Raw genomic sequence first — 11,821 nt, forward strand, 5'->3', positions numbered from 1 at the left:
CTACTTTGTTTTTTGTTCTTTACTCAGTTCATATTTCTCAATCAACTTATTATCACGAATATAGGTAAGTAGTTGTTTCATTACATACCCTTTTATTACATTTGATGGATGAGGCTTGTGCATAATGTATGAAGCTGTCCCATCTGAACTAATAAACTCAACACGTGAACCGGACGTACTGCCTTTGCTACCTTCGCTATAATTAAATAAACTGAACAGGCGTTTTACTTCATCATAAGTAAAGTCCTTTGGTAACGTAAGGAAACGTTCTACCAGCTTTTCTTTTGTACCCATATTCTATATTGGTTTATGCAAAGATACTAAATATAGTATCAGGTGCTAACTGTTATCATGCTTTTTATTCATCAATATCGATATTTAACAATCACACTAAATCTGCACAGACTCTTTTTAATCATTGTATCCTTTCTCTCTTCAGATATAGTTTGTCCCAATAATATTTCAATCCGGGCAGAGTACTAAATTGAAGTGTGTTCGTCCTAATTAAAAGCACATTGAGACAGTACCATGAAAAAGACCTTTGCAGTTCTTCTATTTATGGCTTCTTTTGGGACATTATCTTTACTTTCTGCCGGAGAAATATATGTTTCTCCGTATGGCAATGATAGGAATATAGGTACAAGAGAGGCTCCGTTTTATACATTGAGTCAGGCTCTAAAACAGGCTCGTGAATGGCGAAGATTGAATCGACCGGAAGTGACCGGTGGAATTTATATTTGTTTGGAAGATGGCGTTTATATCCAACGCAGTTCCTTGTTTATTCGTCCGGAAGATAGTGGCACACCTGATTCTCCGACAGTTATCTGTGCGGCTGAGAATGCGCATCCTGTAATTAGTGGCGGAATTGCTGTCACAGGTTGGAAGCGTGGCTGTGAGAATCCTGAAATACCTGAAGGATTGAGGCAAAAGATATGGTCGGCTAAAGCTCCGGTAATAGGAAACAGGAGAGTGGAAACCCGTCAAATGTGGGTAAACGGTGATAAAGTGCAAAGAGCGTCACAATTTCCCGACGGAGTGATGGAACGCATGATTGATTTTAACCCGGAGAAACAGATCATTACTATTCCTACTCCTCAAATCACCGGACTGCAAAATGCCGGGCAACTGGAAATGATTATTCATCAGCGGTGGGCGATTGCTATCTTACGGGTGAAAAGTATAGATACGGAAGGCGGACAATCCGTCATTCGTTTTCATGAGCCCGAAAGTCAGTTGGAATTTGCACACCCATGGCCGCAACCGATTATCGGCGGCGAAAAAGGAAACTCTTCATTCTGCCTTACCAATGCGCTCGAGTTACTGGATGAACCCGGTGAATGGTTTCAGGAATATCCTTCCGGTACGATTTACTATTATCCACGGACGGAAGATAATATGAAAACGGCAGAAGTCATTATCCCTGCTCTCGAAACTTTAATGATAGTTGATGGTACATTGGAGCGTCCTGTGAAGCATATACGCTTTGATGGAATCACTTTTGCACATACTTCCTGGATGCGTCCCTCTTATCAGGGGCATGTTACTTTGCAGGGTGGCTTCCCTTTGCTGGATGCTTACAAACTACATGAACCGGGACTGCCGGAAAAGGCGGAACTGGAGAATCAGGCATGGATTGCCCGTCCCGAAACAGCCATACGTGTAAGAAGAGCCGGGCAGATTGATTTCCATCATTGTACGTTTCGGAATTTAGCTTCTACCGGACTGGATTATGAATGGGCGGTAACAGCTTCTGTTGTTGAAGATTGTCTATTTACAGATATTGGTGGTACAGCTCTGCTGATTGGCGCCTTTCCTGATGGTGCGTTTGAGACGCATGTTCCCTTTATGCCTTCGGATGAACGGGTATTGTGCGCAAATATCTCCGTTAGAAATAATCTCATAAGTAATGTGACGAATGAAGATTGGGGATGTGTTGGCATTGGTGCCGGATATGTCAGGGATATTGATATTTCCCATAATGAAGTCTGTCACTTGAATTATTCAGGAATCTGTGTCGGCTGGGGATGGACATCTTTGGAAAGCGGAATGCGGAATAACCGGATAGAAGCGAACTATGTACATCATTTTGCCCGTCGGCTTTATGATGCGGGCGGGCTTTATACGCTTTCCAACCAACCGGGTTCCGTCATGCAGAATAATCGGATAGAACATTTGATTGAAGCACCTTATGCTACCAATGACAGGGCTTTTTATATCTATTTGGATGAGGCGACAGACGGATATACGATGGAAAATAATTGGTGTCCGGAGGAACGCTTCGACTCCAATCGTCCCGGAAAAAATAATGTGTGGAAGAATAACGGGCCACAAGTGGCAGACAGCATTAAGTACAAAGCGGGAAGAATAAAGCAATAGTAGAAATAGAGCAATAAAACTAATATAGTAATCAATAAAGCTAATGCAGTAATCAATAAACGAACTATAATCAATAAAAGATATGAAACCCACGAATTACCACTTATTTGATTTCCTTGATTTCGATACCGAACTATCGAGGGATGAGTCACTTTGGAAAGCGTACAGCCCGACGGTTGTTTACGAAAAGGATGGAGATGTATATGTAACAGTTCCTTTTCAGAAACAGCAGTTGGCTAATGATATGATGGCGGATACCGCTGTTCCCCAGGAAGAATATACATTAATCATACGGCAGTATAATATAGGTATTACCCGTTTGTTTATAGGATTTGGCGACTATGAGTTGACAGACCGGTCGGAGATGCTGCAATTCAGTAGCCGGATTCGGAAAATACCTTTGTCCGTGCAGGAACAGAAAGGCAAATGGATTCTTTCAACGGAAGACGGAACGAAACGCGCCGTTATCAATGTGAAAGAACCTGTATTAGACCGGTGGAGTGAATTGCTTCCCGACCCGCAGGAGACACTGGATATAACGTTGTATCCTGATGGAAAACGTGAAGTGCGCCTGGCGGGGTATGACCATTTCTCACCCCCTCGTTACGATGCACTGCCTGTGGCTTTTTGTAAGCGTGGCGGCCAGAAAGAACGGGCAACACTTTCTTTCGAGTGCAAACCGGATGAATGTTTTGCCGGAACAGGCGAACGTTTCTTCAAGATGGACTTAAGCGGGCAGACTTTCTTCCTGAAGAATCAGGACGGGCAGGGAGTAAACAATCGGCGTACTTATAAGAATATACCTTTCTACTTGTCCAGTCGGATGTACGGAACGTTTTATCATACATGTGCCCATAGCAAACTTTCACTGGCCGGACATTCTACCCGTTCTGTCCAATTTTTGAGTGACCAGGCTTTGCTGGATGCATTTGTGATAGCCGGAGATACGATGGAAGATATTCTTCGCGGTTATCGTGACCTGACCGGGTATCCGTCTATGCCGCCTCTTTGGAGTTTTGGCGTATGGATGAGCCGTATGACTTATTTCAGTGCCGATGAAGTGGATGAAATATGCGACCGTATGCGTGCCGAACATTATCCTTGTGATGTCATTCACTTGGATACGGGATGGTTCCGAACCGACTGGCTTTGCGAATGGAAATTCAATGAAGAGCGTTTCCCTGACCCGAAAGGATTTATTCAACGAATAAAAAAGAATGGCTATCGTGTCTCTTTATGGCAACTCCCTTACGTAGCGGAAAATGCGGAACAGATTGATGAAGCTAAAGCGAATGACTACATCGCCCCTTTGACAAAGCAGCAGGATACGGACGGTTCCAACTTCTCCGCTTTGGATTATGCCGGAACGATTGACTTTACTTACCCCAAAGCAACCGAATGGTATAAAGGACTACTGAAACAACTTTTGGATATGGGAGTGACCTGCATCAAAACCGATTTCGGTGAAAATATCCACATGGATGCCCTTTACAAAGGTATGAAACCGGAATTGTTGAATAACCTGTACGCTTTACTTTATCAAAAGGCTGCTTATGAAATAACGAAAGAAGTGACCGGTGACGGTATCGTATGGGCACGTGCCGCATGGGCAGGATGCCAGCGATATCCTTTGCATTGGGGCGGTGATTCGTGCAGTTCATGGGACGGAATGGCAGGTTCTCTGAAAGGCGGGCTGCATTTCGGTTTGTCGGGCTTCGCTTTTTGGAGCCATGATGTTCCCGGATTCCATACGTTACCCAACTTTATGAATTCAGTCGTAGCAGATGATGTATATATGCGTTGGACCCAATTCGGCGTATTTACATCACATATCCGCTATCACGGAACCAACAAGCGTGAACCCTGGCATTATCCGGCAATAGCTCCGTTAGTGAAGAAATGGTGGAAGCTGCGTTATTCGCTGATTCCATATATCATTGAGCAAAGCAAACTTGCCATAGAAAGTGGTTATCCATTGTTGCAGGCACTTATCCTGCACCACCCGGAAGATAAGCTCTGTTGGCATATTGATGATGAATATTACTTTGGTAATGACTTCCTGGTCGCTCCGGTGATGAATAGTGAAAACCGGAGGGATATTTGTCTTCCCGAAGGCAAATGGGTGAATTTCTTTACAGGAGAACATTTGGAAGGGGCACGTTGGTTGAAAGATGTATATGTCCCATTGGAAGAAATGCCGGTATATGTACGTGAAAATGCCGTGATACCGATATATCCGGAAGATGTGGAATGCACCGACGAAATGGACTTAAACAAGAGTATAACTCTACACATAGACAACGATTACAAAGGATTTTGGAATAGATAAAACTGAATAAATAAAAAATGGCAGAGTATGAAAACATGGAAGAGTAATTTGGAAGAAACAAAAGAGCGTTATATAAATTGGTGGAATCATAAAGGAATCATTCTCAATATGTGGGAGCACTTTCAGGAAGGAGTGCAACCACATGCTGATATCATGCCGCCTGCACCTGCGAAGGACTTGTCACAGAAATGGTTCGACCCTCAATGGAGAGCGGAATATTTGGATTGGTATGTGGCACACAGCAGTCTGATGGCAGATATTCTTCCCGTTGCAAATACCCAGCTTGGTCCCGGCTCTTTGGCGGCTATCCTGGGGGGAGTTTTTGAAGGTGGGGAAGATACCATCTGGATTCATCCTGACCCGGACTTTAGTGATGAAATCATCTTTAACCCCGAACATCCGAACTGGATTCTCCATAAAGAGCTACTGAAAGCCTGTAAGGCGAAAGCCAATGGGCACTATTACGTCGGTATGCCCGACCTGATGGAAGGACTGGATGTACTAGCGGCATTGAAGGGTACGGACAGGGTATTGTTGGATACGGTGATGCAACCGGAGATACTCGAACAGCAAATGCAGCAAATCAACGACATCTACTTTAAAGTATTTGATGAACTGTACGACATCATTCGTGAAGGGGACGAGATGGCTTTCTGTTATTTCTCATCATGGGCACCCGGAAAGATGAGCAAACTGCAAAGTGATATTTCGACGATGATTAGTCAGGATGACTATCGTAGGTTTGTACAACCATTCATTCGTGAACAATGTCAGAAGATTGACTATACTCTTTATCACTTAGACGGAGTAGGGGCTATGCATCATCTCCCTGCCTTGCTTGAAATAGAAGAACTGAATGCCATCCAATGGACTCCCGGTGTCGGTGAACCGCAAGGGGGCTCTCCGAAATGGTACGATTTGTATAAGAAGATATTGGCAGGCGGAAAGAGTGTAATGGCCTGCTGGGTGACGTTGGATGAGTTGAAACCTTTATTGGATAATATCGGAGCGGATGGAGTCCATTTAGAGATGGATTTCCATAATGAAAAGGAAGTGGAACAGGCCATGAGGATTGTAGAAGAATATACCGGCTCTTCCACATCGACTACCATAAATGAATCTCAACAGGATGTTGCATCGGCTATCGGACAGGAGTGTATCTGTATAAAAGAAGAGCAGCATCAGGAAGAGGATAAACTGAAACTTCTGTATGAAGCTATTGTTGCCGGTAAGTTGGAACCTGCGGTGGAAGTCACCAAACAGGCCATTGCCGATGGAGCAGTTCCCCAGGAAATTATCAATAACTATATGATTAAGGCGATGGGCGAAGTAGGGCAGCGTTTTCAGGATGGAAAGGCTTTTGTTCCTCAGCTACTAATGGCAGGACGTGCCATGAAGGGAGCTTTGGAACTGTTGAAACCTTTGTTGGCTGGCAGCGCTTCAACCACAATCGGCAAAATAGTGATTGGTACGGTGAAGGGGGATTTACATGATATCGGTAAGAATCTTGTGGCTTCCATGCTGGAAGGTTGTGGATTTGAAGTAATCAATATCGGTATTGACGTGACTTGTGACAAGTTTGTGGAAGCTGTGAAAGAAAACCATGCTGATATTTTGTGCATGAGTGCTTTGCTGACTACTACCATGACTTATATGAAAGATGTCATTCAGGCATTGGAAGAGGCCGGAATTCGTGAGCAAGTAAAAGTAATGATTGGCGGGGCACCCGTAAGTCAGGGATTTGCTGATGAAATAGGGGCGGACGGATATAGCGACAATGCTAATACAGCCGTAGCAGTTGCCAAGGAACTGATAGGAAAAAAATAGAATGAAAAGGCACGGATTCACGGATGAACACGGCTCTTAATTGCCTAGTCTCTTAAAACCGTGAAATCCGTGTAATCCGCGCCTAAAAGAAAATTAGATTTAAACTTACATTACTTATTTAATACTTGAATTATGCACGTGAAATTCTTAGAGACATTAGACTGGAGTATCCTAATAGCTTATTTCCTGATTTTGATTGCCATCGGTATATGGGCAAGTTCTAAACGAAAAAAAGGGAGTAGCCTTTTCCTTGCGGAAAATTCATTGAGATGGTATCATATCGGATTCTCCATGTGGGGGACAAATGTAGGACCTTCTATGTTGATAGCATCCGCAAGTGCCGGATTTACTACCGGTATTGTTTCGGGAAATTATGCTTGGTATGCGTTTGTCTTCATTTGTATGCTTGCCTTTGTTTTTGCTCCCCGATATTTGGGTAGCCGTGTGACGACATTGCCCGAGTTTATGGGGAAACGTTTCGGGCAGTCTACCCGTAATATCCTTGCTTGGTACACGATAGTCACGATTCTGATATCGTGGTTGGCATTGACATTGTTTGCCGGTGGAGTCCTGATTCGTCAGGTATTCGACATTCCTATGTGGCAGTCGGCATTGCTGTTACTTATTATCTCTGCTTTCTTTACGATGCTTGGCGGACTGAAAGCGGTAGCCTATACGAATGTGTACCAAATGATATTATTGATTGTAGTGTCGGCAACATTGGCTATTATGGGAATCTATAAAGTGGGCGGTATAGGAGCATTGGTGGATGCCGTTCCGACAGACTACTGGAATCTTTTCCGTCCGAATGATGACCCGGCTTTCCCTTGGTTGCCGATTATCTTAGGTTATCCAGTGATGGGAGTTTGGTTTTGGTGTACAGACCAGTCAATGGTACAACCTGTCCTGGCTGCCAAAAACCTGAAAGAAGGGCAGATAGGAACGAATTTTACCGGATGGCTCAAAATATTAGATGTGCCCCTTTACATTCTTCCTGGTATTATCTGTCTCGCTTTATTTCCACAACTAGAGAATCCGGACGAAGCCTATATGACGATGGTCACTCATCTATTCCCTGTGGGAATGGTCGGTTTGGTATTGGCGGTATTGACTGCGGCATTAGTCAGCACTGTCGGTTCTGCTCTGAATGCATTAAGTACAGTATTCACTATGGATATTTATGCGAAGAAAATCAGACCGCAGGCCAAACAGAAAGAGATTATTAGAGTAGGACAGGTTGTTACGGTAGTGGGCGCATTGGCATCCGTGATAATAACAATGGCTATTGATAGCATCAAAGGATTGAACCTATTCAATGTTTTTCAATCCGTCTTAGGATTTATAGCTCCACCAATGGCGGCAGTGTTCCTTTTCGGGGTATTTTGGAAGCGCACTACTACTTTGGCTGCCAATATGGCTCTGACGTTGGGAACTGTTTTCAGCATCGGAGTAGGAATCTTGTATTTATGGGTATTTCCGGCGGAAGAGTATACAGCATGGCCGCATTTTATGTTGTTGTCTTTCTATCTGTTTGTTATCATCGGTATTGTAATGATAGTGGTCAGCCTATTGGATAAGTCTCCGCAACTGGGAATATTAAATATAGAAAAGATAGAAGACAAGCCTGCACGGATAGTCCTTGTGATGTGGGGATTACTAATTGTGACCATGATTGGACTTTATATCTTCTTCAATGGGCACTAATCCGTCTTTTTTAGATATAACTATTGGAATTGTTTTCTGTATTTGGATGGAGATACTCCTATGGTATTTGTGAAAACCCTAATAAAATGAGGTAAATCATTGAATCCTACCATAAAACAGATTTCAGAAACTTGTTTCTGTGAATGTTTCAGGAGTTCACAGGCTGTATTTAAGCGATATTGGGTTACGAACTGCGAAAAAGTGAAACCTTTACAGCGTTTAAAGTAAATACAAAAAGCAGAACGATTCATGCCCACTTCGGCAGCAATGTCATCCAAAGAGATAGGATGGACATAGTGAGCCATTACATAGGTACAGATTTGCTGCATACGCCTTACATCACGTTCGATGCTCATAGGTTTTCCTGCAAGAACATGGCCGGAAGATGTGAAAATGACAGGTAACAGTCGAAACATCTCGCACAAGCGGCCAAGTTCATCCATGTCGTTCATTCGCAATAATATTTTGCGAATGACTCGACTACTTTCTTGTCCGTACTTTAACGCATTGACAGGAAATGTAAGGCTTGCCAACCTATTTCGCAATTCGGGAAATACTTTCATGCACTGTGTCACAAAAGAATGACTGAAAGCGACCATCAGGTAACGAATACATCCGTCACTGTCTGCTGACGAGTGTTCATATTCCCAGCGGTGAATCATAGATGGGGGCATTAATACCACATCCCCTGCTGAGAAAGGCTGTAACGTATCTCCTGCCATTCGATTTCCATATCCATGAATTACATAATATAACTCCCATGCATCATGCTGATGCAATTTGGCTTCTACGTGGGAATCTATCCGTTGGTCTATAAAAAAGAATGAGTGATTCTCTGTTTCTGGTAATTCGTAAGGGACGATTGTTTCTTCCGTCATAGCGTCTTAAAATCTTGTCTATGCAAATGTACGACAAATGTTTAATATAAAAACACAAATATTCGACAAGGTAGCGGTGTATCTTTGCAAAAGATTTATTCAACTAAAAATAGAAAGGTTTTTTATTATGATGGATTTTTATCAGGTTTTAGAGAAAAGAAGAACCATCCGTGACTTTTCCGATAGGGAAGTTACGGATGAGGTATTGGAAAAGGTATTGGGTGCGGCTTTTAAGGCACCGACCAACGATCATTTGCGCCAATTTGAACTTGTAGTCGTAAGGGGGCAAGAGAACATTGCCCGACTTATTTCTCCTGTTTTAAAGAATACTAAGGAGATTCAGGAAACCGGGCTTAATGCTGGTGCAAGCACCATGGATAAGGACGAATATGCTATGTTTTCCGATGCTCTTCCTAAGCAGCAGCGTATGCTCATACAGAGTAATTGCCTTGTTTTGCCATTCTTTCGGCAAAAAGGCTATCCATTGTGTAAGCCAGCTGACCAAAGCTCTCTCAACTATTTCGCGTCCGCATGGGCAGCCGTTGAGAATATTCTATTGGCTGCAACAGCAGAAGGATGTGCTTGTGCATTCCGTATTCCCATAGGTAATGAATCAGAATATGTAAAGCAGGCAGTAGGTGCTCCCGACGAGTATGAATTTACTTGTTTTCTTGCTATTGGTTATGCCGCAGAGAATGCCCATATCTGTAAACAGAAGGATATTCAGGTAAAAGACCGGATTCATAAAAACAACTGGTAAAAAGAATTAAAGGCAGAACGGAAGGAGAACAACGGAGGGATATCTTTGATAACAATCATGAAATGGATGTTCTTACTTTCATTACAGTGAGTAGCTAATGAGGTATTCTGGAGAGGGGATATACGTGTTTATGTAATCCTCTCTTTTTTAATCACACAACAAGCTTTGAAGAACTATTTTCTGCGAAAGCAATTTTCATAGGTACACAGTCCGCAAGTATATTCCAGTTTGCGGACACTGGAACCTACTCCGATAACACCGCTAACCGACTTGATAGGAATCATCAGACTGGAATCAGTCAACTGAATGCCACAGGGAGAAGCAACTGGAAATAAAGAGAAGAGTTTCTGCTGTTCCGACACGTGCCATCCGCAATAGCCGGGACTGTATCGATTGGTATGTTTCCAACCTTTCTCTTTAATAAATGTAGACAATTCCTTTTCCATATAATCTGCTGCTTTCTCCGCAATAATGCTTCCCAATGAGTCCGCTATATATACTTTAACCATATCGTTTTCCTGCTGAAGGAGGTGTTGAAACTCTTCAAATTCTACTCCGGCAGTTGCAGTAAAAAAGGCAAAGGCTTCCGAACCACGTAATTGACGGGCGATGGTTTTACCGATTGAGAGAACTGTGTCTTTTACGGTCAGTGTCGCCTTTTCTGTGTCAAGTAGCCCATCGGTGATGAAAAAGAAAATACGGGGACGAAGAAGGGGAGTGATACGGTCTAGTAGTGTATTTACTTCTTCTATAACCATTTCGTCAGGCATAGAATCTTTATATCCCATCGCCTCGTAGATTTCGGACGATGGGATTACTAAGTTCTGATAAATGATTTCTTGTTCAAACATAATGAAGTGGCACTGACCATTGCCATACAGATAGATTTGTTAAACTTGCGCTTTATTGAATTCCTCCAATGCGGTATAAAAAGCCTCTATATTAGCTAAAGGTGTGTATGGTGGTATATCGCAACCACTCGATAATACGAAATTCGGATATGCACGGGTAGCTTCCAATAATTGCAGTGTCGCTTCTTTCATTGTTCCCGGACCGGCCATCTTGAAAAGACTTACCGGGTCCAGGTTTCCCATAGCAAGCGCATCGGAAGGAACTTCTTTCAAGGCTTCTTCCATATTTATTTTATTTCCGAAGTGATAAGCGGCAGCACCGGTATATATCATTGCCTGCGTACAATTACCTGTGTTTCCGCAATTATGAAGTACCACGGTGAAGTTGTCATCTTGTACTTTATCTATTATTTCCTTAACGAATAGGGAAGAGTATTGCAGGCAATCTTCGTTGGATAACAATCCGGCAGCAGGTTCTGCCATCACTACTCCGTTTACACCGGTTGCTTTTAGAGCCATGCAGTAACGGGTAATGAAGTCGCTGCATTTTCTCAATAATGTATTGGCAGCTTCGGGATTGATATAAATCAGCATCATGATTTCAGACATATCATATAAGCGTCCTGCCAACGAATAAGGACCGATGCAGCCTGCAAATACAGGACGGTCTGTTATGTTCTTGGCTGTCAGCATATTTGCTTTGAGATATTCCGGGATTCTTCCTTTGTTCAATGCCGGTATTTCTAATTTTCCGATAGCGTCTTCGTCTGCCAGCAAACGACCGGATACACTGGGTACTTCATTTTCAGGAAAGATGATTTCCGCTCCGAAAGCTTCCGCTTCTACGGTCAAATCCATGATAACGGTTGCCGCTGCGGTAGGGTATTTATCACAAAGAGCTTTTATCGCTTCATAATGAACTTGTCCGTTCGTCACAGCGTCATGAACCGTTTTTTCGATAAGCTCGATGCCCGGATGCGTCATGATAGGAATCGCAATCGTTTCCTTACTTTGAATGGTTTGGCTAATCCATTCTTTCATATTCAGTTTACCCATAATTTCAGTTTTTAATATCGTCCTATATAAAGACGATAGA

9 protein-coding genes are annotated in these 11,821 nt (G+C 42.9%); 5 read left to right on the top strand and 4 right to left on the bottom strand.

From position 1 onward, the window contains the following. Nucleotides 1-294 (bottom strand): type II toxin-antitoxin system HicA family toxin, encoded by a 294-nt coding sequence (locus HC965_RS12450; protein WP_191031756.1) that lies wholly within the window; start codon nt 292-294, stop codon nt 1-3. Between the two features lie 234 nt (nt 295-528). Between HC965_RS12450 and HC965_RS12455 the strand changes: the two genes are divergently transcribed. The 4 genes from HC965_RS12455 (at nt 529) to HC965_RS12470 (ending at nt 8,236) form a co-directional block, all read left to right on the top strand. Further along, nucleotides 529-2,376 carry a right-handed parallel beta-helix repeat-containing protein gene (locus tag HC965_RS12455; RefSeq protein WP_191031757.1) on the top strand — a complete coding sequence of 616 codons (1,848 nt, stop codon included), beginning with the start codon at nt 529-531 and terminating at the stop codon, nt 2,374-2,376. A gap of 82 nt (nt 2,377-2,458) precedes the next feature. Further along, a complete protein-coding gene (locus HC965_RS12460; protein ID WP_191031758.1) occupies nt 2,459-4,705 on the top strand; it encodes an alpha-xylosidase in 2,247 nt (748 codons plus the stop codon). Nucleotides 4,706-4,732: 27 nt separating this feature from the next. Then, the gene (locus HC965_RS12465; protein ID WP_191031759.1) at nt 4,733-6,532 is read left to right on the top strand and encodes a corrinoid protein; all 1,800 of its coding nucleotides are present in this window, start codon (nt 4,733-4,735) and stop codon (nt 6,530-6,532) included. A 132-nt stretch (nt 6,533-6,664) separates the two neighbouring features. Next, nucleotides 6,665-8,236 (top strand): sodium:solute symporter, encoded by a 1,572-nt coding sequence (locus HC965_RS12470; RefSeq protein ID WP_191031760.1) that lies wholly within the window; start codon nt 6,665-6,667, stop codon nt 8,234-8,236. A 20-nt stretch (nt 8,237-8,256) separates the two neighbouring features. On the opposite strand, the gene HC965_RS12475 is transcribed toward HC965_RS12470, so the two are convergent. Next, nucleotides 8,257-9,114, bottom strand: coding sequence for an AraC family transcriptional regulator (locus HC965_RS12475; RefSeq protein WP_191031761.1), 858 nt, complete (start codon nt 9,112-9,114; stop codon nt 8,257-8,259). Nucleotides 9,115-9,244: 130 nt separating this feature from the next. Here HC965_RS12475 and HC965_RS12480 point away from each other — a divergent pair, with 130 nt between their 5' ends. Further along, nucleotides 9,245-9,874 (top strand): nitroreductase family protein, encoded by a 630-nt coding sequence (locus HC965_RS12480; RefSeq protein ID WP_191032015.1) that lies wholly within the window; start codon nt 9,245-9,247, stop codon nt 9,872-9,874. A 173-nt stretch (nt 9,875-10,047) separates the two neighbouring features. Here the strand turns inward: HC965_RS12480 and HC965_RS12485 are convergent, their stop codons facing one another. Next, nucleotides 10,048-10,725 (bottom strand): vitamin B12 dependent-methionine synthase activation domain-containing protein, encoded by a 678-nt coding sequence (locus HC965_RS12485; RefSeq protein WP_191031762.1) that lies wholly within the window; start codon nt 10,723-10,725, stop codon nt 10,048-10,050. Between the two features lie 39 nt (nt 10,726-10,764). Continuing rightward, nucleotides 10,765-11,781 (bottom strand): uroporphyrinogen decarboxylase family protein, encoded by a 1,017-nt coding sequence (locus HC965_RS12490; RefSeq protein WP_191031763.1) that lies wholly within the window; start codon nt 11,779-11,781, stop codon nt 10,765-10,767. Between the last annotated feature and the right edge of the window lie 40 nt (nt 11,782-11,821).

Origin of the sequence: Bacteroides sp. GM023 (assembly GCF_014750685.1) — a bacterium.
Taxonomy (GTDB): Bacteria; Bacteroidota; Bacteroidia; order Bacteroidales; family Bacteroidaceae; genus Bacteroides.

What these genes read in the sequence shown, in the direction of transcription:
- HC965_RS12450 (WP_191031756.1), bottom strand. Translation starts at nt 294, where the DNA reads ATGGGTACAAAAGAAAAGCTGGTAGAACGTTTCCTTACGTTACCAAAG.
- HC965_RS12455 (WP_191031757.1), top strand. Translation starts at nt 529, where the DNA reads ATGAAAAAGACCTTTGCAGTTCTTCTATTTATGGCTTCTTTTGGGACA.
- HC965_RS12460 (WP_191031758.1), top strand. Translation starts at nt 2,459, where the DNA reads ATGAAACCCACGAATTACCACTTATTTGATTTCCTTGATTTCGATACC.
- HC965_RS12465 (WP_191031759.1), top strand. Translation starts at nt 4,733, where the DNA reads ATGAAAACATGGAAGAGTAATTTGGAAGAAACAAAAGAGCGTTATATA.
- HC965_RS12470 (WP_191031760.1), top strand. Translation starts at nt 6,665, where the DNA reads ATGCACGTGAAATTCTTAGAGACATTAGACTGGAGTATCCTAATAGCT.
- HC965_RS12475 (WP_191031761.1), bottom strand. Translation starts at nt 9,114, where the DNA reads ATGACGGAAGAAACAATCGTCCCTTACGAATTACCAGAAACAGAGAAT.
- HC965_RS12480 (WP_191032015.1), top strand. Translation starts at nt 9,245, where the DNA reads ATGGATTTTTATCAGGTTTTAGAGAAAAGAAGAACCATCCGTGACTTT.
- HC965_RS12485 (WP_191031762.1), bottom strand. Translation starts at nt 10,725, where the DNA reads ATGTTTGAACAAGAAATCATTTATCAGAACTTAGTAATCCCATCGTCC.
- HC965_RS12490 (WP_191031763.1), bottom strand. Translation starts at nt 11,781, where the DNA reads ATGGGTAAACTGAATATGAAAGAATGGATTAGCCAAACCATTCAAAGT.